The sequence below is a fragment of the Streptomyces sp. NPDC093085 genome (assembly GCF_040683935.1).
Lineage (GTDB): Bacteria > Actinomycetota > Actinomycetes > Streptomycetales > Streptomycetaceae > Streptomyces.
Genome location: NZ_JBFBFB010000007.1, coordinates 74,357 through 98,402 on the forward strand (window position 1 = coordinate 74,357; position 24,046 = coordinate 98,402).

Consider the following 24,046-nt stretch of genomic DNA (forward strand, 5'->3'; position numbering starts at 1 on the left):
CGGGTGATTGGCTGGCGCCCATGCCTCCCATGTCTCCAGAAGCCGCCCTTCCGCCAGAAGCCACCGAAGCCGCGCCGCCGCCGGAAGCCGCCTTTCCGTCCGGTCCCCCGTCCCCCACCCCCGCGGACCTCGCGCTCGCCGCCCGGCGCGACCGGGCCGTGCGGGCCGCCGTGGAGCAGGGGCTGGTCAGCGATGCCGCTCCGGTGGTCGCGCTGCTCGACGTGGCCGGGATCCGGGCCTCCGCCGCCGCGCTCCGTGCCGCGTTCGCCGAGGTCACGCCGGACGGCACGGCCGTACTGCACGCGTTCGCCGTGAAGGCGGCGCCGCTCGTACCCGTACTGCGGCTGCTGGCGGCGGAGGGGATGGGCGCGGAGGTGGCGAGCCCCGGGGAGCTGGCGCTCGCGCGGGCCGCGGGGGTACGGGCGGAGCGCACCGTCCTCGACTCCCCCGCCAAGACCGCCGCCGAGCTCCGCGAGGCCTGCGCGCTCGGTATCGCCGTCAACGCGGACAACCCGCAGGAGCTGGCCCGTATCGACGCCCTGGTGGCGGCGGCCGGCGGGACCGGACCCGGCCCCGCCGCCGCCGGACCAGGCGGTACGCCCGCCCCCGGGCCCGGCTCCGCCCGTGCCGCCGTGCCGCCCTGTGGGGTGCGGGTCAATCCGCAGCTCGGGGGCGGTTCCATCGGGGCGCTCTCCACCGCGACCGCGACCGCCAAGTTCGGGGTGGCCCTGCGCGACGAGGGCGCCCGCGCCTGGCTCGTCCGGGCCTATCTGGACCGGCCCTGGCTCACCCGGCTGCACAGCCATACGGGTTCGCAGGGGATCCCGCTCGACCTGATGGTCCAGGGCGTACGGACCCTCTACGAACTGGCCGAGGAGATCAACGCGGCGGCCGGGCGCCGCCAGGTCGACACGGTCGACATCGGCGGCGGCCTCCCCGTCAACTTCGGCTCCGACGCGCACGCCCCCACGTACGCCGCGTACGTCCGGCGCCTCAAGGACGCCGTCCCCGGGCTGCTCGACGGGCGGTACGGGCTGGTGACGGAGTTCGGCCGTTCCCTGATCGCCAAGCACGGCACGGTCCTGACCCGCGTCGAGTACGCCAAGTCCGCCGGGGGCCGGCCCATCGCGGTGACCCATGCGGGGGCCCAGGTCGCCACCCGTACCGTCTACGCCCCGGCCTCCTGGCCTGTGCGTATCGCCGCGTACGACGCCGAAGGGCGGCCCAGGACGGGCCCCGCCGTGGCGCAGGACATCGCGGGCCCCGCCTGTTTCGCGGGCGACCTGCTCGCCGAGAACCGGCCACTGCCCCTGCTGGAGCAGGGCGATCTGGTGGCCGCGCTCGACACAGGGGCGTACTTCTTCACCGCCCATTACTCCTACAACAGCTTGGCAAGGCCGGGGATCCACGGTTTTGTCGTGAAACCGGGTACCGGTGGGGCGGTGCGCTTCGCTACCGTACGAGAGCAGCAGACCACCGACGAGATCGTGGCCGAGTCGGGCGGCGCGCTCGCCGACGCGCTGCTGGACATCACTTCCGGCCAACTTCCCGTCAACTACCCATGAATCACGCGCATGTTCCTATGGAAAATGCCAGAACTCCCACCCCTCGACCGGACGTTGCGTAATCTCGCGGTTACTGCTGAACGGCAGTGCGCCCGCACGCCCGGCTGTGAGGGGGATTACGCGTGCCCGGAATCGATGCGTGTCTGGAAGAGGCCATGAGCCTGCCGGGTGCGCGCGGCGCGGCGATCGTCGACTGGACGAGCGGGCTCGCGCTCGGTACGGCGGGGCAGTCGCCGAACGGGGACCACGAGGCCACGGCCGCCGAGACGGCCGAACTGGCGCGCGCGGCGGCCGAGTACACGGCTTTCACGCCCGACCCGCTCGACAGACCCGACATGCTCGGCAGACCCGGCTCCCCTGGGACCGCTGAGGCCCTGGAGGCTCCTGATACGGCCGAGGCGCAACCGCCGCCCGCCGAAGGCGAGGCCGACGGAGCCGGAGAAGGAGCGGGAGAAGGAGCGGGCGAGGGCGGGAAAGGGCCGCCTGTCCAGGACCTCATCGTCACCACCCGCACCGGGTATCACATCCTCACCTTCGTCGAGACGACCTTCGACAGCAGCGTCTTCCTCCACCTCTGGCTGGACCGCGACACCGGCAACCTCGCCCTCGCCCGATTACGGCTGAGCCGCCTCGCCGAACGGCTGGTGCTGGGATGACCACCGCCGCATCCCCCTTCCCCGTCTCCCCGATGCTCGGCCGGCTCGCCACGGAGCGCGCCACCGGGGCGCTGCTGCGCGACCACGGCACGCTCTACCTCACCAACGGCCGCGTCGTGCACGCCGAGAGCCCCGCGGCGCCCGGCATCGACGTCCTGCTCACCGCGGCGGGCCGGCTTCCCCGCGCGGGCTGGGAGGAGGCCGTCGACCAGGCGGGCACCCGCCGCGAAGTGGGCAGGTTCCTGGTCGACAGCGGCCGGCTGCACGACGGCGAGCTGGAGATATGCCATACGGGCGCCCTCTTCGACGCCGCCTTCTTCGCCCTCGCCCCCGCCAGCGGCCCCACCCGCTTCCGCTACGGGGCCGCCCACTGGATGGGCCCCGTACGCCCCGTCACGGCGACGGCCGTGGAGCGCGAGACGCTGCGCCGCCGCGAACTGCTCGACCACGTCTGGCCGTACGCCGCCGTCGACACCGCCCCGGTGATCGCCCGAAGACCCGCGCCCGGCCAGGCCGTCACGCGCAGACAGCGGAAGCTGCTGGAGCTGGCGGACGGGGTACGGACCCCGGTGGCCATCGCCTGGACACTGGGGCGCCCCGCGTTCCACACCCTCCTCGACATCCGCAGGCTGGCCGCCGCGGGCCTGGTCGAGACGCCCGACGAGACATCCGGCGAGACGCCCGGCGGTCCGACGTCGGCCTCCCGCGCGACGGTTCCCTCCTGGGTCGCGACGGTCTCCGCGGCCCCGGACATCGCCCTGTTACGCCGGCTCCGCGACGCACTGGAGGCATCCCTGTGACCTTCCGCCCCACCCACCGAGACTCCGCGGGTCCCGTGCCGGTACGGGGCCCTCATCACCTGTTACGGGGTTCCCGTGTCCTGGTACGGGCTTCCCGTGTCCCGGTACCGGTCCCTCAACACCCGGTACGGGCTTCCCGTGTCCCGGTACGGGGCCCTCATCGCCCGGCCGGCCGTCCCCACGGCCCGGTCCGCACGGGCCGAGCCACGGCGTCATGAGGCGCGCTCTGCGGGCACGCGCCGAGAGGAGACAGCTAATGACAGCGGAGGCCGACGTACTCGGCGAACTCAGGCGGCTTCGGGCCCGGCTCCCGCAGCTCACCGGGTCGCTCGCGGCCAGCACCGACGGTCTGGTGCTGGCGCAGGACACGGCGGACGTCGAGGCCGAGGGGGTCGCCGCGCTCACCGCCGCCGCGCTGGGCGTCTCCATGCGGCTGACGGACGCGACCGGGCAGGGCGCCTTCAAGGAGCTGCTGATCAGGGGTGAGCTGGGGTATGTCGCCACGTACGCGGCGGGCTCCTCCGCGGTGCTGACGCTCCTCGCGGATCCGAAGACGAATGTGGGCAGGCTCCATCTGGAGGCGCGCCGGTCGAGCGCCCGTATCGGCGAACTGGTCGACGACGCCCTCGAACGCGTGGAGAACGCCTGATCCCGGCCCCCGTCCCCGGGCCCTGTCTCGCCCTTGCCCCCCTTGCCCCCCTCCCCCTCCTCGCCCCTCACCCCCCTCGCCCCCGCCCCCCGCCCCCCTGTGCCTCACGAAGAGCCTCCACCCCTCCGCCTCGTCAAAGGAGGCGCCCCCGGTGTCCGGAATTCCCCGGACATCCGTACGAAGGAAAGGAAGTGCGACGTTCATGGCCAACACCGAAGCCGCTCTCAAAGAAGCGGTCACCTCCATCGAGGGGGCCCTCGGAGCCGCCCTCGTCGACTACTCCAGCGGCATGGCCCTGGGCACCGTCGGCGGCAACAAGGATCTCGACCTCACGGTCGCCGCGGCCGGGAACACCGACGTGGTACGGGCGAAGGTCCGCACCATGGAGCTGCTCGGCCTCAAGGACGAGATCGAGGACATCCTGATCACCCTCGGCAGCCAGTACCACCTGATCAGGCTGCTCAAGGGCCGTGGCAACAGCGGGCTCTTCCTCTATGTGGCACTGGACAAGGGCCGGGCGAACCTGGCGATGGCCCGGCACCAGCTCAACAAGATCGAGGCCGGCCTGGAGGTCTGACCGGGCCGACCGGGCCGGCCCGTACGACATTCGTACCCGTACGACTTCGTACCCGTACCACCGGTACGACCGTACGACTTCGTATCCGCACCACCAGTACGACCGTACGACTCCGGTCGGTCCGGCCGCGTTCAGCGGCGGCGACGCCGTGCCCCGCCGGGCACGGCGTCGCCCGCGCCGACCCCCGTCGTCCGGTACCCCTTCACCTTCGGGCCGACCGGCCGGCCGGTCCCCGCCCAGTCCGTACGGACCCACAGCAGCATGTCGTCCCGCTCCTCGCGCCGCCCCAGCCAGAGCGCCTTGAGCCAGAGCCCGGCGCCCGCACCGGCGAGCGCGCCCCCGGCGGCCCCCGGCACGGCGAACGCGCTCCCCACCGCGACCAGGAACGCCCCCAGCAGCCACCACCGGTGCGCCCGCCGCCAGTTCCGCGCGGTCACCGCCCGGTCCTGGAGGAAGTCGAACTTGCCGGCGCGCGTCGCGGCCTCCGCCCACGCGGCGTACCGGCGGCGGCGTACGAGCGCGACGACCACGGCGCACACCACGAAGAGCGCCGCGCCCGCGTACGCCCCGATACGCCGCCCGGTCATCCCGGGCACCGCCATCCCGGTCCCGGCCGCGAGCACCCCCAGCCACCACAAGGGGGCCGCACCGGCCCGTACGACCACCGCCACCCGTGCCAGAGACTGCCCCGCGCGCCCCACGACCTGCCGTCCTCTCCTCAAGCCCCAAGCCTTCCAGCCCCAAGCCGTCCAGCCCCAGGCCCCCGAGCGTTCAAGCCCCAGGCCCTCAGGCCGTACGCCAGCAATGTGGCGGCACAGTAATAAGAGACTCTGAGCATTTCGTGAGAAGCAGGAGCCCCCTGTTCCACGAACCGTCCCCGAGCTACTCCACGAAGAGCCCCCGCGCCGCCGCCCGCGCGTCGAACTCCTCCAGCCGCGCCTGCGCGTCCGGCAGCCCGTCGCACATCGCCTCCAGCAGGACCCTCCCCAGCAGCATCGGCGCGCACACCGTGTCGAAGGCGAGCCCGGTGCCGACGGCCGCCGGGAGCAGCAGATCGCTGTGCGCGGCGACCGGCGCGAACGCCGAGTCGGCGACCGTCACCACCGTCAGCCCGGCCGTCCGCGCGTACGCCAGCGCCTCCACGACCTCCCTCGGATGGCGCGGCAGCGCGAAGCAGAGCAGGGTGCTCGCGCCCGCGCTCCTGGCCGAGTCGATCCGGTCGGTGAGCATCGTGCCGCCCTCGTCCAGCAGCCGTACGTCCGGATGGACCTTGGCCGCGAAGTACGCGAAGCCGCGCGCCTGCGAGGAGGCGGCGCGCAGCCCGAGCACCGGCAGCGGCCGGGACTCCGCGAGGAGCCGGCCCGCGCGCTCGACGGGCTCGGGGTCGGCGAGGATCTCGGCGAGGCGGCTCAGGTTCTCGATCTCGCCGCGTACGGCCTGCTGGTACTCGTTGTACGGGGTCTCCCCGGCGTCCGGGGTGCCGGGCGCGACCTCCCGCAGATGGCGCCGGAGCGCCGGGTAGCCGTCGAAGCCGAGGGCGACCGCGAAGCGGGTGACGGAGGGCTGGCTGACCCCGGCCAGCTCCGCCAGTTCGACGCTGGAGAGGAACGGCGCGTCCACCGCCTGGCGCACCATGCTGTGGGCGATGCGCCGCTGCGTGGGCGTGAGGCGGTGGCCCTCGAAGAGCTGCTGGAGCCGGGCGGCGGGGCTGTCGCTCATGCGATGTTCCCTCAATTCCCTTCCTGGGAGCGGTGATGGCGTGCGGTGACGAAGGCGGTGGCCGCAGTGGTCGCGGCGGCCGGACCGGCCGTCCGCCACTCCGCGAAGCGGTCGAGCAGGGCAGCCGCCGCCGTCACATCATCGGTCAACGGCCGGTCCGCCACCTCCTCGTCGAGCACGGACTCGGCCAGCGTGAACGCCCAGCCGACCGGAAGCCCCGGCTCCGGTCGCAGCCCGCGCTGGCGCAGGGCGCGTACGGCGGAGACCAGTTCGCACCCGACCACCAGCCGGTACGGGTCGGCGAGGCGCAGCGTCTGCCGGGCGGCCAGCGAGGCGAAGCTCGCCTGTTCCTCCACGCCCCGGGAGAGCACGGCGTGCCCGAGCGAGGCGGGCGCCGAGAACGCCCGCAGCTCGCCGAGGGCCGCGCCCGCCGCGTACTCCAGGATCATCACCCCGGAACTGGCGGGCTCCGTATCGGCGAGGAAAGGCCGCAGCCGGGTGAAGCCGGGTTCGTTGAGCGCGGAGAGCCGGGAGGTGGAGAGCCGCGCGGTCTGTACGAGGGCGAGCCGGAAGTGGTCCAGCGCCAGGGATATCTGGGCCAGGTAGAAGCCGCCGTGGTGGTACGCGGCGGGCAGCGGGTCCTCGTCCGTGCCCGCGTCGATCAGCGGGTTCTCGGCGGCGGCGTTGATCTCGACGGCGAGCGCCCGCTCCAGCGCGTCGGCGGCGTCCCGCGCGGGGCCGTGTATCTGCGGGACACAGCGGAAACCGTACGGGTCCTGGATCCGCCCGAGCGGCGGCGCCGGGCGTTCGGGGGCGCCGAGGATCGCGCGCAGATCGGCGGCGACGGCGTACGAACCGGGGTGGCGGCGGGCGGCGTGCACGGGCTCCGCGTACGCCTCGTACGAGCCGTCGACGGCGAGCAGGGAGAGCGCGGCGACGAGTTCGGTGGCGGCGACGAGGCGGCGCAGCTCGTGGAGGGCGAGGGCGGCCTGACCGAGGGTCAGGGCGTTGCTGCTGATGAGGGCGAGGGCGTCGTTGTTGTCGAGGGGCTGCGCGGCGGGCGGCTGCGCGGCGGGCGGCCGTACGGAGGGCGACGCGCCGGGCGCCCGTACGGAAGGCTGCGCGCCCGGCGGCCGTACGGAAGGCTGCGCGCCCGGCGGCCGTACGGACTCGCCGTCAGGTGGTGTCTGCCGGCCCTCCGCGCACCACGGGTGCTCCCCCGCCAGCGCCAGTCCCATCTGCGCGAGGGCGGCGATATCGCCCGTGCCGACCGAGCCGAACGCGTGCACCAGGGGGTAGGCGCCGCTCTCCAGCGCCTCGCACAGCGCGGTGACCACGGTGGGCCGCAGCCCGGCCCCGCCCGCCAGGAGCTGGTTGACCCGTACGGCGAGCATGGCGCGCACCTCACGCGCGGGCAGCGGCTCCCCGACCGCGCCGGCGTGGCTACGGAGCAGCCGCAGCCCGTGGCCGGCGGCGGCCTCGGTGGGCACGGCCTCGCCACGGTTGGCGCCGACGCCGGTGGAGCGCCCGTACACCCGGCCCGAAGCGGCCAGCTCGCGGGCGAGGTGCCAGCTCTGCTCGACACGCTTCATCGCCTCGGTTCCGGGTACGGGACGGGCGGCGCCGTCGGCCAGCCGGACGATGTCGGCGACCGGGAGGCTCTGCCCGTCGAGCACGACGACGGGGGGCGTCCTCCAGCCCTCCGGCTTTCTCTCACGGGACGACACCATGCCCACCTGCCTCCTTGTCGGACGTCGATCGGCTGTCCACCAGTCCACCGGCTTGCCCACCGGCCGTCCACCGGTCGTCCCCCGGCCGTCACGCATCGCTCCGCAGCCGGCCGTAACAGGGATTTTTCATCCCCGGACATTGACAACCTATTCAGTGAACGAGAACTCTGCATGACTATATGCAGCGAGGCAAGAGACGCGGGAAGGCGGCTCAAGGAACTCTGATGATCACATTCGACGCGGTGAACAAACGCTTTCCCAACGGCACCACGGCGGTCCACGACCTCACGCTGGAGCTGCCCGAGGGCGGCATCACCGTCCTGGTCGGCTCCTCCGGGTGCGGCAAGACCACCACCCTCCGCATGATCAACCGGATGGTCGACCCGACCTCCGGCACGATCACGCTGGGCGGCCGGGACATCCGCCGTCAGGACGCCGCCGAGCTGCGGCGCGGCATCGGTTACGTCATCCAGCAGGCCGGACTCTTCCCGCACCGCACGGTCCTCGACAACATCGCGACCGTGCCCCTGCTGCTCGGCTGGGGGCGGCGGAAGGCCCGGGCGCGGGCGGCGGAGCTGCTGGAGACGGTGGGGCTCGCCGCCGACGCGGGCAAGCGCTATCCGCACCAGCTCTCCGGCGGCCAGCAGCAGCGGGTCGGGGTGGCCAGGGCGCTCGCCGCCGATCCGCCGGTGCTGCTGATGGACGAGCCGTTCGGCGCGGTCGACCCGGTGGTGCGGACCCAGCTCCAGGACGAACTGCTCCGCCTCCAGCAGGAGCTGAACAAGACCATCGCGTTCGTCACGCACGACATCGACGAGGCGGTACGGCTCGGGGACCGGATCGCCGTCTTCCGTACCGGCGGCCACCTGGTCCAGTGCGCCGCCCCCGCCGAGCTGCTGGCCCGCCCGGCGGACCCGTTCGTCGCGGACTTCCTCGGCGCGGAGCGCGGCCTGAAGCTGCTCTCGCTGACGACGCTGGCGGCGGTGCCGGTCCGGCCCGCCACGACGCTCCGTACGGTACGGGAGGACGCGGCGCCGCCCGCGCGCGGCAGCGGCCCGCACCTGGTCCTCTCCGCGCGGGGCGAGCCGCTGGGGTGGCTGGACCCGGACGCCGCCGCCACCGCGAAGACGGCCGGGGAGGCCGCCGGGGACCCCCGCGCCACCACCCCGGTACGGCCGCTGCGGGACACGGACTCGCTGCTGGCGGCGCTGGACGAGTCGATCGCCTCGCCGACCGGGCTGATAGCCCGGGTCGACGCGGCGGGCGTGCTGACCGGGGTCACCTCGCGCGACGACATCCACGAGCACGCGGGGCGCGGCCACCGGGAGGCGTCGGGCCTCACCCCGGCCGGGAACGCCGCCACGGCCGAGAACGCCACCCCGCCCGAGAAGGCCACCCAGGCAGGAAAGGCCGCCCCGACCCGAAAGGCCGCCCCGGCCGGGAACGCCGCCCCGGCCACCGCCGCCACCCCCACGGACGAGGACGGCGCCGTATGACCGTCGACTGGTCCTGGATCTCCGGTCACGCGGACGATCTCGCCGCCCTCACCGTCTCCCATCTCCAGGCCGCCCTCACCGCCGTGCTCCTCGGGCTGCTGATCTCCCTCCCGCTCGCCGTCCTCGCCCACCGGGTGCGCCCGCTGCGCGGCCTGCTGCTCGGGATCTCCAACGTCCTGTTCACGATCCCGTCCATCGCGGTCTTCGTGCTCCTCCTGCCGGTCTCCGGGCTGACCAGGACCACCACCGTGACCGGTCTGACGGTCTACACGCTGGTCGTGCTGATGCGGAACACGGTCGAAGGGCTCGACTCCGTGCCGGTCAAGGTCCGTGAGGCCGCCGTGGCGATGGGGACGCGTCCGCTCCGTACCCTCCTCACCGTCGAACTCCCGCTCGCGCTGCCCGTGATCATGGCGGGCGTGCGGATCGCGACGGTCATGTCGATCTCGCTGGTCAGCGTGGCCACCTATATCGGTGACGGCGGTCTCGGCCAGCTCTTCACCGACGGCTTCCAGCGCAACTTCCCCACCCCGGTGGTGGCCGGCGTCGTGCTGACGCTGCTGCTCGCGCTGGTGGCGGACGCGCTGCTGGTCGGCGTGGAGTACGTACTCACCGTTCCTGAGGACTGAGTGGGAGTGGGTCCTGTTGCCAGGGCTCGTGCTCGTGTTCAGCCGAACGCTCCGAACGGTGTTGGGCGTTCTGGTTGCCCGCTTTCGGTCCGTGTCCGGGCGGCGCGGATCGTGTCCGCGGTCCGGGGATACGGGGGCGGGGTCCCTCACGCCCAGGGTTGCCCGGTGGGGCCTGGGCGGTCCGATGCCCGCCACCATCGCTCTGGTGGTGGCGGGGCGGTGCCGTCCGTCGCCGGACCGGGTGTCCCTGGGCGCGTCGTCCGATCGCGATGCTCGCGGCATCGTGCCGGGTGGTCGTGCGTCGCGGGGTGGTGAGGGGTTTCTGCCAGTGCTGGGCGCCCCAGCGGGAGGTGTAGGCCGGGTCGACCGCCACGACCGCGATATCCTGTTCAGCCGCCATCGACGCCAGCCGGGCCCGAAGCCGTCCGGTGGGGAAGCGGGAGACCAGCCGCCGGAACCGCTTCCTGCGGCCGTGCTTCTCGCGGGTCTTCTCCCGGGTGAAGTCGAGGTCTTCGACCGCGATCGCTCGCACGCCGCACCGGCGGGTGAAGTGGAGGAGGCGGGTGAGGGCGTGGCGGATCTGGGCGTCCCGGTGAGCGGTGGTGCCGGTGAGGTCGTAGAAGAAGCGGCGGGGTTCGCCGACGGGGTTGCCGTGGGGGTCCAGGTGCCAGGCGGCAAGGTGGTCGTCGTTCATGTCCACCCCGACACACCCTGCCGTCAGCGCCGCGCCCAGCGGAACGACCGGCGCGGGGGTGCGCTGCCAGGCGGCCGTCACGTACCAGCGGTCGCGGTCGGTGTCGTGGTGCAGCGTGTAAGCCACAGCCCGGTCGGCGGTGACCCGGTCGGCCCACTCCTCACCCCGGTACGCGAACACCACCGGCTCGGCCAGGACGTACCGGCCGTGCGGGGCGTTGGCGAGGTGGGCCAGTGGCGCGGGAAGTTTGAGGGAGACCTCCCCGTTCGGGGTGACACGGATGGTCTCGTTGCCGTACCTCTTGCCCGACTCCCCGTCCGCCGACAGGAACAGGCGCGCCGCCACCCACCGCTCCCGCCACCCCACCTCCGTGAGACCGGCCTCCGCGAGGTGGTGGCGAGCGTTCGCGAGACGTTTACCGCCCCGTACGACCCGGACCCGCCCGGCCCGCCACTCCGCCACCGCCCGCCCCAACCGGGCCTCCAGGACCGTCAGGCGGCGGGACTTGGCGTGCCATTCACGCCGGGAACGGTAACCACCCGGCGCATGCCTGGTGCCCTTCTCCCCGACCGGCAGGGACAGGCGGTGACGCACGGTCGCGATGCCCGCCTCCAGGCCCCGGATGTGGGCGGCCTGGCTCCGACGGGCCAGCGCCCACTGGTCATGGGTGGCCTTGGTGATGCTCCCGGCCCACCGCGACGACGACCGCCCCGACAACACCCGCTTACGCACCGCCCAATGCCCCGCGTCATGAGCCAGACCATCCCGGCAACGAACCGCCAGATCCCCCGACGCCAACGACCCCAGCCAACCGCCCACCTCCGCCAGCACCCGCACCTCCGAAGCGGACAGGCGCAACCGGGTACGCACCGCGACACCCGTAGGGCCGGGCACGACGAACGGCCCGGCCAACACCCGAAACCCCGCCATCCCCCCACCCCCTCCGCTGCCCCGACCGGACCTCCGCCACGCCACCGGTGTCCCGGCGTCGAACAGGACAACGAACCACCGCCCCAAAAGTCATCCACCCAGCCCAACTGCCCGGGGCCAGGGGCCGGGCGGGGCCCTACCCGTAGGGGAAAAGCGGGGGATAACCCCAGTGCCGCCGGGGCCGTCGAGTCCGTACCGTCATACGTATGGAAGCCCGTGACCCTGAGCTGAAGAAGGATCTCGACGCCACCCTCAAGGCCCGCCGTGACCTCGGGGCGGAGTACGACTCGGCGCTCGTCGACTCGTTCCTGGAGAAGGTGGACCAGCGGCTGGACTCGGAGGTCGACCGCCGGGTCCGCCGGCAGTTCGCCGAGCAGCAGATGACCGTCGCGCGGGGCGGCAGGCCGTCGTCGGCGCCGGGGGGCGCGGACGGGTTCTGGGAGCGGTACGGCGTCGGTCTCGTCTCCCTGGTCCTCGCCGTGCCGCTCACCGCGATAGCCGTGGCCAACGCGGGGTTCAAGGGGCTGGTGGTCTGCTGGGTGGGCATTGTCGCGGTGAACGCGGTGCACGCCGTGGGCGGTGCCCTCGGGGTGCCCCGGCGGCGGCGCGAGAAGTCCGACTGGGAGGAGTGAGCCCCCGGGCCCGGGAGCGGGCGCGGTGCCGGGCGCGGCCTCGGCCGGGATCCGGTCGACGGTTCCGGGCAGGGGTAGTCGCGAGGACCGCCGCACCCCCGTAACCGGGGGGCGGGACGACGGCGGTCCCCGCGAGGGACACGCTCCGGGTCAGGGCCGGTTGGCGTGTCCGGGCGTCCATGGAGGTCCGGGAGCCGCTCCGGAGGTCCTTGACGCCGACATCAGTAACTATGCAGGGGGCGTGTTAAGCGGGTGCTGCGCGGACGTGTCGCGCTCGTACCACTTTCGCGAACCCGAGCTTCCGCATCGCCGTCAGCCGTCAGCCGTCCACCGCGGTGGCCGCCGCGCCGCCGGAACCGCTGGCCAGATAGGCGAGCAGGTCCTGCCGGCTCACCACACCCGTGGGCTTCCCCTCCACCAGGACGATCGCCGCGTCCGCGCCGGCCGTGCCGCCGAGCACGGCCATCAGGTCGCCGACCGGCTCGCCCGAGCCGACCTGGGGCAGCGGGGCCGACATGTGCTTGTCGAGCGGGTCGCCGAGCGAGGCGCGCTGGGTGAAGAGCGCGTCCAGCAGCTCGCGCTCCACCACCGAGCCGATGACCTCCGCCGCCATCACATCCGGGTGCCCGGCGCCCGGCTTCACGATGGGCATCTGCGAGACGCCGTACTCCCGCAGGACATCGATGGCCTCGCCGACGGTCTCCTCGGGGTGCATATGGACGAGGGTGGGGATCGGGCCCTCCTTGTGGCGCAGGACGTCCCCGACGCTGGGCGCCTCGCCCTGGTGGTCGAGGAAGCCGTAGTCGTTCATCCACTCGTCGTTGAAGATCTTGCTGAGATAGCCGCGCCCGCTGTCCGGCAGCAGCACGACCACCACATCGTCGGGGCCGAGCCGCTCGGCGACCCGCAGCGCCGCGACGACCGCCATCCCGCAGGAGCCCCCGACGAGCAGGCCCTCCTCCCTGGCGAGGCGGCGGGTCATCTGGAAGGAGTCCTTGTCGGAGACGGCGACGATCTCGTCCGTGACCGTGGGGTCGTAGGCGGTCGGCCAGAAGTCCTCGCCGACCCCCTCGACCAGGTACGGGCGCCCGGAGCCGCCCGAGTAGACCGAGCCCTCGGGGTCGGCGCCGACGATCCGGACCTGCCCGCCGCTCTTCTCCTTCAGATAGCGGCCGGTGCCGGTGATCGTGCCGCCCGTGCCGATGCCCGCGACGAAGTGGGTGATGCGGCCGTCCGTCTGGTCCCAGATCTCGGGCCCGGTGGTCTCGTAGTGCGAGCGCGGGTTGTTCGGGTTGCTGTACTGGTCCGGCTTCCAGGCCCCCGGGGTCTCACGGACCAGCCGGTCGGAGACGTTGTAGTACGAGTCGGGGTGCTCCGGGTCGACCGCCGTGGGGCAGACGACGACCTCGGCACCGTAGGCGCGCAGCACGTTGATCTTGTCCGTGGAGACCTTGTCGGGGCAGACGAAAACGCACCGGTACCCCTTGCGCTGGGCCACGATGGCGAGTCCGACGCCCGTGTTTCCGCTGGTCGGCTCGACGATGGTGCCGCCGGGCCGCAGCTCGCCGCTCTCCTCGGCCGCCTCGATCATGCGCAGGGCGATCCGGTCCTTGACCGAGCCTCCGGGGTTGAAGTATTCGACCTTGGCCAGGACCGTCGCCTGAATGCCTTGGGTCACGCTGGTCAGCTTCAGCAGCGGGGTGTTCCCTACCAGGCTGATCATCGATTCGTGGAATTGCACCGTAGTCTCCGGGATCTCCGTGATGGTCCGGCCAGCGTATGCGTCCGCGAGCGAGATTGGGCGACGGTCCCGACGGGGCAAGTTGGTGGTGTACGTACTCGTGCGCAAGACGACGAGGAGGCTCGCAGGTGTCGAGGGCGAGGGTGGCACGGAGGATCGCGGCCGGCGCGGCCTACGGCGGCGGATCCATCGGCCTGCTGGGAGCGGCGGGTATCGGGGTGGTGCTGGCGGAGGTCCAGCTCGCGAAGCGGTCGGTGGGCGGCGGGCGGGCGCCCGTACCGCCGAGCGCCGACGGCTGGTACGGGCTGGCGTTCGGCCACACGCCGCTGCGGCTGGGGATACTGGGCGACTCCACGGCGGCGGGGCAGGGGGTACGGCGCGCGGGGCAGACCCCGGGCGCGCTGCTGGCCTCGGGGCTCGCGGCGGTCGCCGAGCGCCCCGTGGACATGCGGAACGTGGCGCTGCCGGGGGCGCGCTCCGACGACCTGGAGCGCCAGGTGACCCAGCTCCTGACGGGGACGGGGGCGGCGACCGGCGCGGGCGTCGGCTGGGGCCGGGAGCGGCCACCGGACGTCTGCGTGATCATGATCGGCGCGAACGACGTGACGCACCGGATGCCGGCGACCGAGTCCGTACGGTGCCTGGCCGCCGCAGTGCGGCGGCTCCGTACCGCCGGGGCCGAGGTGGTCGTCGGGACCTGCCCCGACCTGGGCACCATCGAGCCGGTCTACCAGCCGCTGCGCTGGCTGGCCCGGCGCGCCAGCCGCCAGCTCGCCGCCGCGCAGACGATCGTGGCGGTCGAGCAGGGCGGCCGTACGGTCTCCCTGGGCGATCTGCTGGGCCCCGAGTTCGCGGCGAATCCGCGCGAGCTCTTCGGCCCGGACAACTACCACCCGTCGGCCGAGGGGTACGCGACGGCCGCGATGGCGGTGCTGCCCACGCTCTGCGCCGCGCTCGGCCTCTGGCCGGAGACGGACCACCTCGACGCCTCGCGCGACGAGGACATGCTGCCGGTGGCGAAGGCGGCCTCGGCGGCGGCCTCCCGGGCGGGCTCCGAGGTCACCGGCGTACGGGCGCCCTGGGCGCTGCTCAAGCACCGGCGCCGGCGCCACCCGCTGCCGACGCCCGACGAGGCGACCCCCGGGGACGCGAGCGCGGCGGAGGCGCACGGGGTGGGCCACGAGGCATAGCCGGGGCGCTGAGCAAGCGCTTGGAAAAGAGGTCCGCGTCACACGCCGGGCCGGGTGACGCGGACAATACGTGCGGGTAACTTCCCAGTGAGTCCCACCCCGGTCCCCCAGCCCCAGCCCTCCCCTTCCCGCGCCCCAGGAGCCGTGATGCCCGAAGCCGTGATCGTCTCTGCCGCCCGCTCCCCGATCGGGCGGGCCTTCAAGGGCTCGCTCAAGGAGCTGCGGCCCGACGACCTGACCGCCACGATCATCCGCGCCGCGCTCGACAAGATCCCCGAGCTGGATCCGCGCGACATCGACGACCTGATGCTGGGGTGCGGGCTGCCGGGCGGCGAGCAGGGCCACAACCTGGGCCGTATCGTCGCCGTCCAGCTCGGCATGGACCACCTGCCGGGGTGCACGATCACCCGCTACTGCTCCTCGTCGCTCCAGACCTCCCGGATGGCGCTGCACGCCATCAAGGCGGGGGAGGGCGATGTCTTCGTCTCGGCGGGCGTGGAGATGGTCTCCCGTTCGGTCAACGGCTCCTCCGACGGGCAGCCGGGCACGCACAACCCGCTCTTCGCGGACGCCGAGGAGCGGACGGCCGCCGTCGCCGGGAGCGAGGGCGCGGAGTGGCACGACCCGCGTGAGGACGGCCTCGTACCAGACGCGTACATCGCGATGGGGCAGACCGCCGAGAACCTGGCCCGGTTCAAGGGCGTCACCCGCGAGGACATGGACGCGTTCGGCGTACGGTCGCAGAACCTCGCGGAGGAGGCCCTGAAGAACGGCTTCTGGGCCCGCGAGATCACCCCCGTCACCACGCCGGACGGCACGGTCGTCAGCGCCGACGACGGGCCGCGCCCGGGGGTCACCCTGGAGGGCGTGCGGGGGCTGAAGCCGGTGTTCCGGCCCGACGGGCGCGTCACGGCCGGCAACTGCTGTCCGCTCAACGACGGCGCCGCCGCGCTCGTGATCATGTCGGACACCAAGGCGCGCGAGCTGGGGCTGACCCCGCTGGCCCGGATCGTCTCCACCGGCGTCACCGGCCTCTCGCCGGAGATCATGGGGTACGGCCCGGTCGAGGCCTCCCGGCAGGCGCTCTCCCGCGCCGGGCTCACGGTCGGCGACATCGACCTGTTCGAGATCAACGAGGCGTTCGCCGCCCAGGTCATCCCCTCCTACCGGGACCTGGAGATCCCGCTGGAGAAACTGAACGTCAACGGCGGCGCGATCGCCGTGGGCCACCCCTTCGGCATGACCGGCGCGCGGATCACGGGCACGCTGATCAACAGCCTCCAGTTCCACGACAAGCAGTTCGGCCTGGAGACGATGTGCGTGGGGGGCGGGCAGGGCATGGCGATGGTGATCGAGCGGCTGAGCTGAGAGCCGAGCTGAGCTGAGAGCCGAGCCGATTCGATCACGCACCGTGCCTGCGTTGTTCGGAAAATCGGATACGAAGCCTCTCGATCCCCAGTCGTGACTGAATCTCCCCCAGGATGTGACCTATGCCCGGGGGAGTTTCGTTTGCCCTGGTCAGGACGGTGTACCGGCGGTACGTAAGGACAAAAGACCCGTCCATTTCATGACGTAATGCACTGCCGGGCGCCACTGGCCCACGACAAGCTGAGGTAGGAAGTCGGGGGTATCGATCGGAACGGGAGTAGTCAGTGAGCACCTTGTCTCTTGCCCTGCTGCTGACCACGGCCACCGCCACGGCCGTGGGCGTCGCTGCCCTGCACGCCGCTCACTCGCTGCGCCGGCAGGTCAGCGCCCTCCGCGGCGAACTGGCCACGGCACACCCGGGCGGCCTGCTCGCCGCCGTCCCGCAGGCCAGAAGCGCCGCCGGCGCCGAGCTGGTGGCCGACACCGACGTCATCCGTGCCGCCGTCGCCGAGGCGCTCGCCGAGGAGCGGGAGCGCGAGCTGGCCGAGGCGCGTGCCTTCTGGGCCGCGCAGGAGGCCAGGGACGCGGCGGACGCGCCGTCGATGCTGGGCGGTCTGCCCGGGTTCGGCGCCGAGGAGACCCCGTTCTACGTGCCGCGCCAGATGGACTTCGCCGGCCTCGAATCACTGGAGTCGCTGGACTCCCTGGACTCTCTGGAAGCCCTGGAGTCTCTCGACCTGGACGCCACGGAGGCGTTCGACGACCTCACCGGCTACCCGGACCACACCGGGACCGTCGAGTTCGCCGAGGACTCCCCCGAGCTGGCCGCCGCCCGCCGGCGCCACCCCTCGCACCCGGACTTCGTGCCCGTGCAGACCCCGGTCGTCACCGACCACGAGCGGACGGTGGCCCGGCTGGAGGAGCTGGCCAGGGCGCGGACCGCGCTGGCCGATGTGCGCCCTGGCCCGCTGGGCACGCTCGACGTCTATGTGTTCGCGGACGGTACGACGCTCTGCATGACCCCGGGTCACCGCGAGACCGCCGAGCGGCTCTCGGCGGCGCTGCGCGAGGGAGAGGCGCCGTTCCTGCTGGGCGGGTCGGGCGTCTCGGGTGCGTACTCGCTGACGTTCGCCTGTGGCGGCGACCGCTTCCGGCCCGACGACACCACGGGCGCCGAGCATGTTTATATCCTCGCGGACCGGGTCATAGCCTCGCTCTGACGGCGCCCCTCCCGGCCTCCGCGCGGGCGGCACCGCTCAGAGCGCCGCCTCGGAGACCGCATCGCCCACCTCGCGTACGGCCTCGTCCAGCTCCGCCTGGGACGGGGCCGTTCGCAGTGCCTCGGCCAAGTCCGCCGCGGCGACGGTGAGCTGATCGGCGACGGCGAAGAGGCCGGCGTCCGGCATGGTCCGCACCTCGGCCCCGGGGTCCTCCAGGCGCTGCGCCCGTACGGACAACTCCCTGGCCAGGTCCAGCGCGCGGGCCGCGGCGCCGCGCTGGAGGCGGCTCTGCGGGGCGGCCCTGAGGCGGTCGGCGAAGCGGTCCACGGCGGCGGTCAGCGGGGTCGTATCGAGCACCCGGCCGACCCTACGCGGCCGCCGGGCACCGTGGCCACCGGCGGTCCTGGAGCCCTTGCCAACGGCTCCGGGCTCGGGCACGGTGGGCGTAAAGGACCCAGAAGGACCGAAAGGACCCGTCCAGAAGGACCAGGACCCAGGTAAGCGCAGAGCGTCCGGAGGCGCCGATGTCCCTTGTCTTCTCCGAAGAGACCCATCGCAATCTGCTCGCCCGTATCCCCCATTGCACCGGTCGTGAGATCTCCGACTGGCTCCGCACCGTCGAAGACGGCCCGTCCCTCGCCCGGTTCGAGGAGAAGGTGAGCTGGCTGCGGAGCGAGCACGACCTCGCGTACGGACACGCCAAGGCGATCGTCCACGAGTACGACCTGAGGCGCGCCGCGCGCCGCTTCGCCTGACCCCGCGGCCGGCCCGTCACGGCAACGACGGAGGGGTCCGCGGGCGGTAAGCCCGCGGACCCCTCCGATCCGGCCGCCGCGCGTCACGCGCGCGAGCGCTGTCCGGCTGTCCGCCGGACGCCGTCCTGCTAGTCGTTGCCGCTCAGGATCGAGAAGAGCCGCAGCATCTCCAGGTAGATCCAGACCAGCGTCATCGTCAGGCCGAACGCCGCCAGCCAGGACTCCTCGCGCGGCGCGCCGTACGTGATGCCGTCCTCGACCTGCTTGAAGTCGAGCGCCAGGAAGCACGCGCCGAGGATGATGCCGATGACACCGAACAGGATGCCGAGGCCGCCGCTGCGGAAGCCGAGGCCGTCACCGCCGCCGAAGACGCTGAAGAGCATGTTGGCGACCATGAGGAGCATGAAGCCCATGGCGGCGGCCATCACGAAGCCGTAGAAGCGGCGTGTGACGCGGATCCAGCGCATCTTGTACGCGAAGAGCACACCGGCGAAGACCGCCATCGTGCCCATGACCGCCTGGATCACCACGCCGGGGGCGATGAACGTGCTCGCGGCGCTGCTGATCACGCCGAGGAAGACACCCTCGAACGCCGCGTACGCCAGGATCAGCGCGGGCGACGGCTTGCGCTTGAACGACTGCACCAGCGACAGGACCAGGGCGACGATCGCGGCGCCGATGGCGATGCCGAAGGACGTCGACACGTTCGCCGGGTCGACCGGCAGCAGGACCCAGGAGAGCACCGCCGCGAGCACGACCGTGCCCAGGGTCATACCCGTGCGGGTGACGACGTCGTCGATCGTCATGGCACCGGACTGCGGCGGTGCCTGCGGGGTGCCGGCCGGGGCGCCCTGCGCGTAGGGGTTGGTCGCGTACGGGTTCGTCGCGTAGGGGTTGGTTCCTACGGCGGGGCCCCCGGCCTGCGGCCCCGCGTTGAAGCCCGCGTGGCCGTTGTCGCGGCTGAAGCCCCGTCGCGAGAAGACCGGGTTGCTGCTCCTCATCTCACTCCTCCATGGCCACCCAGCGCGGCCTTGCGTCAAGAGTAATGGGACAGCAAAGACTACGCCCTAGTGCTCCAGGAGGATCTTTCGTTAAATCGGGGCGCCCCTCGTACGTGTCACACATCACCATCAAGCACAAATACCCCAAAGGGGACCACGGGGAGGGGTCGCGGAGAGAGTGCACCCCATCCCATCCGCCCCATCGCCCTCTGGCCGAAAAGGATCGCCCCGCGCGGGCGCCCCCATGGAAGCACGGACGGCGCGCGCTCACCCGCCGCACGACCCCCGGCACGCTCCTGGCGCCCCCGGAAACCCGTCGGGTCCTGGACGTTGACGACCCCCTCGGCAATGAAGCCAAGGCGGCCCTCCCGGCCCCGTCGGCGTACAGAGCTTGAGGGGGCGCGGGGCGGGCTCCAGGGGCCTTCGGGAGGGGTCCCGGCGGCCGGAGGTGACGATGTGTCGGATCCCGGCCCTGAGGGGCTCCTGACGGCGCGCCCGGGGATCCCCGGCGGCACCGCGCCGCCGTACCGTCGAGCGGCCGGCGGGCCGGGCCGGGGGCCCGCCGTTTCCCGTGGTGAGCGCGGGTGGCGCACGATGTGCCCGGAGCCGGACTTGAACCGGCACGCCCCCGAGGGGCAGCGAGGTTTAAGCTCGCCGTGTCTGCATTCCACCATCCGGGCAGGGCGCGCGACGCCGCGTTGGCACAGGAGCCTATCCGGGCACACCACTCGAACAGCCGAGCGCCTACCCGATGTTGTCTTATTTTATTGACGTCTGAGGGTGCGTCAGCACATGTAACGAGCCATCGGCACATGCCGGGCGCGGGTGGTCATCTCGTACCGAGGCACACGAGAATGACGAAAAGTCGTCGCCCCGTCACGGAGGCGTCACAGCCACCGTTTCGGACACACGCCGGACGCGCCCCGCACGCGCGCCGGACGTGCGCCGGAGCACCCCGGGTCATCCTCCGCGCTGGCGCCGCCGGGGGCGGGTGTCATCCCCGAGGAGGAGGGGAGGAGGCGCCGGTCCGACCACAGAGGGCCCCGGGAACGGTTATCGGGAGGGACGCGACGGGGGGTGGCCGGAGACCAGGATGGTGGAGCACCCCCGGGGAGAGGGCGCGCCCTTCCCCCCTTCCGCCCCGGCTCTGTTCTCGTCGCGTACCGACAGGAGTTCTTCCGTGACCACCACCCCGCTCGTCCACCGTGCCACCGCGGTGGCGGCCCGCGCCGCCGATCTCTCGAAGGTCTACGGAGCGGGCGAGACCCAAGTGGTCGCGCTCGACCATGTCTCCGTCGAATTCGGTCAGGGCGAGTTCACCGCGATCATGGGCCCCTCCGGCTCCGGCAAGTCGACGCTGATGCACTGCGTGGCCGGTCTCGACACCTTCAGCAGCGGCTCGGTCCGGATAGGCGAGACGGAGCTGTCCACCCTCAAGGACAAGCAGCTCACGAAGTTGCGCCGGGACAAGATCGGCTTCATCTTCCAGGCGTTCAACCTGCTGCCGACGCTGACGGCCCTGGAGAACATCACGCTCCCCATGGACATCGCCGGCCGCAAGCCCGACCAGCAGTGGCTGGACCAGGTCATCTCGTTGATCGGCCTCTCCGACCGGCTCGGCCACCGGCCCGCGCAGCTCTCCGGCGGCCAGCAGCAGCGCGTCGCGGTCGCCCGCGCGCTCGCCTCCCGGCCCGAGATCATCTTCGGTGACGAGCCGACCGGGAACCTGGACTCGCGCTCCGGCGCCGAGGTGCTGGGCTTCCTGCGGAACTCCGTGCGCGAGATGGGCCAGACCGTGGTCATGGTCACGCACGACCCGGCGGCCGCGTCCTACGCGGACCGGGTGATCTTCCTCGCCGACGGCCGCATCGTCGACGAGATGTTCGGGCCCACCGCCGACGGGGTGCTGGACCGGATGAAGGCGTTCGACGCCAAGGGCCGTACGAGCTGACCGTACGGCCGCACCCCGGCCCGTACCGCCGTACCACCGCGCCTCGGCCCGTACCGCCGTACCACCGCGCCCCGGCCCGTACCGCCGTACCACCGCGCCCCGGCCCGTACGGCCCGGCCCGTATCGCCCCGCCCCGCCCCGCCCTGCCCTGTTCCGCTCGGCCTCTCCCTCCCACCAGGACTTCCACCATGTTCCGTACAGCCCTGCGCACGGTGCTCGCGCACAAGGCCAGGCTGCTGATGACCGTCCTCGCCGTCATGCTCGGCGTCGCCTTCGTCTCCGGCACCCTGATCTTCACCGACACCCTCGGCAACGCCTTCCGCAACCAGTACGCGAAGAGCTACAAGGACGTCGCCGTCTCCATCACCTCCTCCGACTACCGCGACAGCAGCGACCAGGACGAGCGCAAGCTCGGCGCCGGTCTCGGCCCGGCGGTCATGGACCGCATCTCCGCGCTCGACGGGGTCACCGCCGTCACCGGACGCGTCCAGGGCTTCGCCGGGGTCGCCGACACCGAGGGCAACCTGATCGGCGACGGCTGGTCCAACCGGGGCTCCAACTTCGCCGCCGGCAAGGACGGCAAGGACCCCGCGTACACCTTCACCAAGGGCTCGGGCCCGGTGAAGAACGGGGAGATCGCGCTCGACGAGTCCTCCGCCGCCAAGGGCGATTACCAGGTCGGCGACACCGTACGGGTGGCGACCAACGGGCCGGTGAAGGAGTACACCCTCGCCGGGATCTTCACCACCGAGGACGGCGGCGTCAACGCGGGCGGCAGCCTGGTCCTCTTCGACACCCCGACCGCCCAGAAGCTCTACCTGGAGCCCGGCTACTTCTCCGACGCCACCGTCCGGAGCACCGCCGGCACCTCCGAGTCCGCGCTCCTCTCCCAGGTCGAGAAGATCATCCCGGAGAACGCCGAGGCGCAGTCCGGCAAGGCCCTGGCCGAGCAGCAGGCCAAGGACATCGAAGCGTCCATGAAGAACCTCAACCAGATGCTGCTGGCCTTCGCCGCCATCGCGCTCTTCGTCGGTGTCTTCCTCATCTCCAACACCTTCACCATGCTGGTCGCCCAGCGCACCAAGGAGCTGGCCCTGCTGCGCGCCGTGGGCGCCTCCCGCCGGCAGGTCAAGCGCTCGGTGCTGATCGAGGCGGCGATCGTCGGGCTCATCGCCTCGGTGATCGGCTTCGTCCTCGGACTCGGCCTGGCGGTCGGACTGCGGTCGCTGATGGGCTCGTTCGGCGCCAAGATCCCCGGCGGTCCGCTGATCGTCTCCCCGACCGCGATCGGCGCCGCCTTCGCCGTCGGTGTGCTGATCACCGTGTTCGCCGCCTGGCTGCCCGCCCGCCGGGCCGCGAAGATCGCGCCGGTGGCCGCGATGAGCTCCGTGCACGCCGTCGCCACCACCAAGTCGCTCGTCGTACGGAACTCCATCGGCGCCGTCCTCACCCTGATCGGCGCCGCCGGGATCATGGGCGGCGCGTCCCAGGGCGACGACGGGCGCCTGCTGATCGCCGCCGGCGCGTTCTTCGCGATGATCGGCATCATCGTGCTGATCCCGCTGCTCTCCCGGCCGGTCATCGCCCTGCTGCGGCCGGCGCTGGTCGGGGCCTTCGGGGTGTCGGGCAAGCTGGCCGCCCAGAACGCGGTCCGCAACCCCCGGCGTACCGGAGCGACCGCCTCCGCGCTCGCCATCGGGCTCACCCTCGTCACCGGCCTCTCGGTGCTCGGGGTCACGGTCGGCCACGCCGTCGACAAGATGACCACGGACCACGTCAAGGCCGACTACGTCGTCTCCATGGCGAGCTACGAGGGACTCGACCCGAGCGTCCTGACCGAGCTGAAGAAGGCGAAGGGCGTCACCGCGATCTCCCCGCGGGTCTCCGTCGGCCTGGAGTGGAAGGACGGCTGGGAGTCGGCCTCGGGGGTCGTCCCCGGGGACTTCGAAAAGGTCTTCGACGTCACCACGGTCTCCGGCTCGCTGGACTCGCTGTCCGGGGACGCGATCGCGGTCTCCGAGGAGAAGGCCAAGGAAAACGGGTGGAAGCTCGGCCAGACCGTCACCTTCAAGTACAGCGACCAGAAGTCGCAGGACCTGAAGATCGGCGCGATCTTCGAGGGCGCCGACGAGCTCATCGAGCCGGTCCTGATCTCCACGCGTCTGACGGACGCGCACAACGAGAACCCGTGGATCAGCCAGGTGTGGGTGAAGACCACCACGGCCGACGACAGCCAGCGGCAGGCGCTCGTGGACGCCCTGGGCAAGAGCCCGGCGATCAAGGTGATGAACCAGGAGGACATCCGCAACGAGTACACCGGCGTGATCAACACGATGCTGAACATCCTCTACGGCCTGCTCGCGATGGCCCTGATCATCGCGGTCCTCGGTGTCATCAACACCCTCGCCATGTCGGTGTTCGAGCGCCAGCAGGAGATCGGCATGCTGCGGGCAATCGGTCTGGACCGGCCCCGGGTGAAGCGGATGATCCGGCTGGAGGCCGTGGTGATCTCGCTCTTCGGCGCGGTGATCGGGATCGGCCTCGGCACCTTCCTCGCCTGGGCGATCGGCGAGACGATCAAGGCGAGTATCCCGGACTACTCCCTGGTCATCCCGTGGGACCGGGTCGGGATCTTCCTGGTGCTCGCCGGTCTGGTGGGCGTCCTGGCCGCCCTGTGGCCGGCGCGCAGCGCGGCGAAGCTCAACATGCTGACGGCGATCAAGACCGAGTAGCCGGTCGGATC

21 protein-coding genes and 1 tRNA gene are annotated in these 24,046 nt (G+C 72.3%); 14 read left to right on the forward strand and 8 right to left on the reverse strand.

Annotated elements, in window-relative coordinates; translation table 11 throughout:
* Positions 1 to 29: 29 nt before the first annotated feature.
* The 5 genes from AB0O07_RS20985 to AB0O07_RS21005 all read left to right on the forward strand — a co-directional run bounded on the left by AB0O07_RS20985 (position 30) and on the right by AB0O07_RS21005 (position 4,247).
* Positions 30 to 1,565: a diaminopimelate decarboxylase gene (locus AB0O07_RS20985; RefSeq protein WP_365635429.1), complete on the forward strand. Its 1,536-nt coding sequence runs from the start codon at positions 30 to 32 to the stop codon at positions 1,563 to 1,565.
* A gap of 155 nt (positions 1,566 to 1,720) precedes the next feature.
* Positions 1,721 to 2,221: a hypothetical protein gene (locus AB0O07_RS20990; protein ID WP_365635431.1), complete on the forward strand. Its 501-nt coding sequence runs from the start codon at positions 1,721 to 1,723 to the stop codon at positions 2,219 to 2,221.
* A complete protein-coding gene (locus tag AB0O07_RS20995) occupies positions 2,218 to 3,021 on the forward strand; it encodes a transcriptional regulator (protein WP_365635433.1) in 804 nt (267 codons plus the stop codon). Before AB0O07_RS20990 ends, AB0O07_RS20995 begins: the two co-directional genes overlap by 4 nt.
* A gap of 214 nt (positions 3,022 to 3,235) precedes the next feature.
* Complete coding sequence (locus AB0O07_RS21000) at positions 3,236 to 3,670, forward strand: roadblock/LC7 domain-containing protein (RefSeq protein ID WP_365635435.1); 435 nt, start codon at positions 3,236 to 3,238, stop codon at positions 3,668 to 3,670.
* A gap of 202 nt (positions 3,671 to 3,872) precedes the next feature.
* Positions 3,873 to 4,247, forward strand: coding sequence for a hypothetical protein (locus AB0O07_RS21005; RefSeq protein ID WP_365635437.1), 375 nt, complete (start codon positions 3,873 to 3,875; stop codon positions 4,245 to 4,247).
* A gap of 131 nt (positions 4,248 to 4,378) precedes the next feature.
* On the opposite strand, the gene AB0O07_RS21010 is transcribed toward AB0O07_RS21005, so the two are convergent.
* The 3 genes from AB0O07_RS21010 to AB0O07_RS21020 all read right to left on the reverse strand — a co-directional run bounded on the left by AB0O07_RS21010 (position 4,379) and on the right by AB0O07_RS21020 (position 7,696).
* Entirely contained in the window at positions 4,379 to 4,948 is a 570-nt protein-coding gene (locus AB0O07_RS21010) for a hypothetical protein (RefSeq protein ID WP_365635439.1), read from the reverse strand.
* Between the two features lie 181 nt (positions 4,949 to 5,129).
* Entirely contained in the window at positions 5,130 to 5,966 is an 837-nt protein-coding gene (locus AB0O07_RS21015) for a MurR/RpiR family transcriptional regulator (protein WP_365635441.1), read from the reverse strand.
* 11 nt (positions 5,967 to 5,977) lie between these two features.
* Positions 5,978 to 7,696 (reverse strand): aromatic amino acid ammonia-lyase, encoded by a 1,719-nt coding sequence (locus AB0O07_RS21020; RefSeq protein WP_365635442.1) that lies wholly within the window; start codon positions 7,694 to 7,696, stop codon positions 5,978 to 5,980.
* A 224-nt stretch (positions 7,697 to 7,920) separates the two neighbouring features.
* On the opposite strand from AB0O07_RS21020, the gene AB0O07_RS21025 reads away from it, so the two are divergent.
* Positions 7,921 to 9,192, forward strand: a complete 1,272-nt coding sequence (locus tag AB0O07_RS21025; RefSeq protein WP_365635444.1) for an ABC transporter ATP-binding protein — start codon at positions 7,921 to 7,923, stop codon at positions 9,190 to 9,192.
* Positions 9,189 to 9,821 carry an ABC transporter permease gene (locus tag AB0O07_RS21030; RefSeq protein WP_365635446.1) on the forward strand — a complete coding sequence of 211 codons (633 nt, stop codon included), beginning with the start codon at positions 9,189 to 9,191 and terminating at the stop codon, positions 9,819 to 9,821. Before AB0O07_RS21025 ends, AB0O07_RS21030 begins: the two co-directional genes overlap by 4 nt.
* Here the strand turns inward: AB0O07_RS21030 and AB0O07_RS21035 are convergent.
* Complete coding sequence (locus AB0O07_RS21035) at positions 9,802 to 11,445, reverse strand: IS200/IS605 family accessory protein TnpB-related protein (RefSeq protein ID WP_365635448.1); 1,644 nt, start codon at positions 11,443 to 11,445, stop codon at positions 9,802 to 9,804. The genes AB0O07_RS21030 and AB0O07_RS21035 overlap by 20 nt on opposite strands.
* A 206-nt stretch (positions 11,446 to 11,651) precedes the next feature.
* Between AB0O07_RS21035 and AB0O07_RS21040 the strand changes: the two genes are divergently transcribed.
* Entirely contained in the window at positions 11,652 to 12,077 is a 426-nt protein-coding gene (locus AB0O07_RS21040) for a hypothetical protein (protein WP_365635450.1), read from the forward strand.
* Positions 12,078 to 12,396: 319 nt separating this feature from the next.
* Here the strand turns inward: AB0O07_RS21040 and AB0O07_RS21045 are convergent, their stop codons facing one another.
* Entirely contained in the window at positions 12,397 to 13,818 is a 1,422-nt protein-coding gene (locus AB0O07_RS21045; RefSeq protein WP_365635452.1) for a cystathionine beta-synthase, read from the reverse strand.
* 143 nt (positions 13,819 to 13,961) lie between these two features.
* Between AB0O07_RS21045 and AB0O07_RS21050 the strand changes: the two genes are divergently transcribed.
* The 3 genes from AB0O07_RS21050 to AB0O07_RS21060 all read left to right on the forward strand — a co-directional run bounded on the left by AB0O07_RS21050 (position 13,962) and on the right by AB0O07_RS21060 (position 17,596).
* The gene (locus tag AB0O07_RS21050; protein WP_365635786.1) at positions 13,962 to 15,008 is read left to right on the forward strand and encodes an SGNH/GDSL hydrolase family protein; all 1,047 of its coding nucleotides are present in this window, start codon (positions 13,962 to 13,964) and stop codon (positions 15,006 to 15,008) included.
* Between the two features lie 147 nt (positions 15,009 to 15,155).
* On the forward strand, positions 15,156 to 16,376 hold the full coding sequence (locus AB0O07_RS21055) for an acetyl-CoA C-acetyltransferase (RefSeq protein ID WP_365635454.1): 1,221 nt from the start codon (positions 15,156 to 15,158) through the stop codon (positions 16,374 to 16,376).
* Between the two features lie 284 nt (positions 16,377 to 16,660).
* On the forward strand, positions 16,661 to 17,596 hold the full coding sequence (locus AB0O07_RS21060) for a hypothetical protein (protein ID WP_365635455.1): 936 nt from the start codon (positions 16,661 to 16,663) through the stop codon (positions 17,594 to 17,596).
* A gap of 36 nt (positions 17,597 to 17,632) precedes the next feature.
* Here AB0O07_RS21060 and AB0O07_RS21065 read toward each other — a convergent pair whose 3' ends face one another.
* Positions 17,633 to 17,953, reverse strand: a complete 321-nt coding sequence (locus AB0O07_RS21065) for a hypothetical protein (protein ID WP_365635457.1) — start codon at positions 17,951 to 17,953, stop codon at positions 17,633 to 17,635.
* A 167-nt stretch (positions 17,954 to 18,120) separates the two neighbouring features.
* Here AB0O07_RS21065 and AB0O07_RS21070 point away from each other — a divergent pair, with 167 nt between their 5' ends.
* The gene (locus AB0O07_RS21070; RefSeq protein WP_365635458.1) at positions 18,121 to 18,351 is read left to right on the forward strand and encodes a DUF4287 domain-containing protein; all 231 of its coding nucleotides are present in this window, start codon (positions 18,121 to 18,123) and stop codon (positions 18,349 to 18,351) included.
* A gap of 128 nt (positions 18,352 to 18,479) precedes the next feature.
* On the opposite strand, the gene AB0O07_RS21075 is transcribed toward AB0O07_RS21070, so the two are convergent.
* Positions 18,480 to 19,352, reverse strand: a complete 873-nt coding sequence (locus AB0O07_RS21075) for a Bax inhibitor-1/YccA family protein (RefSeq protein WP_365635460.1) — start codon at positions 19,350 to 19,352, stop codon at positions 18,480 to 18,482.
* Between the two features lie 597 nt (positions 19,353 to 19,949).
* A tRNA-Leu gene (locus AB0O07_RS21080) sits at positions 19,950 to 20,032 on the reverse strand.
* A gap of 500 nt (positions 20,033 to 20,532) precedes the next feature.
* Between AB0O07_RS21080 and AB0O07_RS21085 the strand changes: the two genes are divergently transcribed.
* Together AB0O07_RS21085 and AB0O07_RS21090 are read left to right on the forward strand one after the other, a co-directional pair.
* Positions 20,533 to 21,303: an ABC transporter ATP-binding protein gene (locus AB0O07_RS21085; protein ID WP_365635462.1), complete on the forward strand. Its 771-nt coding sequence runs from the start codon at positions 20,533 to 20,535 to the stop codon at positions 21,301 to 21,303.
* 188 nt (positions 21,304 to 21,491) lie between these two features.
* Complete coding sequence (locus tag AB0O07_RS21090; protein ID WP_365635465.1) at positions 21,492 to 24,035, forward strand: FtsX-like permease family protein; 2,544 nt, start codon at positions 21,492 to 21,494, stop codon at positions 24,033 to 24,035.
* The last annotated feature ends 11 nt before the right edge of the window (positions 24,036 to 24,046 follow it).

Coding starts and splice junctions, on each gene's coding strand:
- AB0O07_RS20985 (WP_365635429.1), top strand. CDS start 30: ATGTCTCCAGAAGCCGCCCTTCCGCCAGAAGCCACCGAAGCCGCGCCG.
- AB0O07_RS20990 (WP_365635431.1), top strand. CDS start 1,721: ATGAGCCTGCCGGGTGCGCGCGGCGCGGCGATCGTCGACTGGACGAGC.
- AB0O07_RS20995 (WP_365635433.1), top strand. CDS start 2,218: ATGACCACCGCCGCATCCCCCTTCCCCGTCTCCCCGATGCTCGGCCGG.
- AB0O07_RS21000 (WP_365635435.1), top strand. CDS start 3,236: ATGAGGCGCGCTCTGCGGGCACGCGCCGAGAGGAGACAGCTAATGACA.
- AB0O07_RS21005 (WP_365635437.1), top strand. CDS start 3,873: ATGGCCAACACCGAAGCCGCTCTCAAAGAAGCGGTCACCTCCATCGAG.
- AB0O07_RS21015 (WP_365635441.1), bottom strand. CDS start 5,966: ATGAGCGACAGCCCCGCCGCCCGGCTCCAGCAGCTCTTCGAGGGCCAC.
- AB0O07_RS21020 (WP_365635442.1), bottom strand. CDS start 7,696: ATGGTGTCGTCCCGTGAGAGAAAGCCGGAGGGCTGGAGGACGCCCCCC.
- AB0O07_RS21025 (WP_365635444.1), top strand. CDS start 7,921: ATGATCACATTCGACGCGGTGAACAAACGCTTTCCCAACGGCACCACG.
- AB0O07_RS21030 (WP_365635446.1), top strand. CDS start 9,189: ATGACCGTCGACTGGTCCTGGATCTCCGGTCACGCGGACGATCTCGCC.
- AB0O07_RS21035 (WP_365635448.1), bottom strand. CDS start 11,445: ATGGCGGGGTTTCGGGTGTTGGCCGGGCCGTTCGTCGTGCCCGGCCCT.
- AB0O07_RS21040 (WP_365635450.1), top strand. CDS start 11,652: ATGGAAGCCCGTGACCCTGAGCTGAAGAAGGATCTCGACGCCACCCTC.
- AB0O07_RS21055 (WP_365635454.1), top strand. CDS start 15,156: ATGCCCGAAGCCGTGATCGTCTCTGCCGCCCGCTCCCCGATCGGGCGG.
- AB0O07_RS21070 (WP_365635458.1), top strand. CDS start 18,121: ATGTCCCTTGTCTTCTCCGAAGAGACCCATCGCAATCTGCTCGCCCGT.
- AB0O07_RS21075 (WP_365635460.1), bottom strand. CDS start 19,352: ATGAGGAGCAGCAACCCGGTCTTCTCGCGACGGGGCTTCAGCCGCGAC.
- AB0O07_RS21090 (WP_365635465.1), top strand. CDS start 21,492: ATGTTCCGTACAGCCCTGCGCACGGTGCTCGCGCACAAGGCCAGGCTG.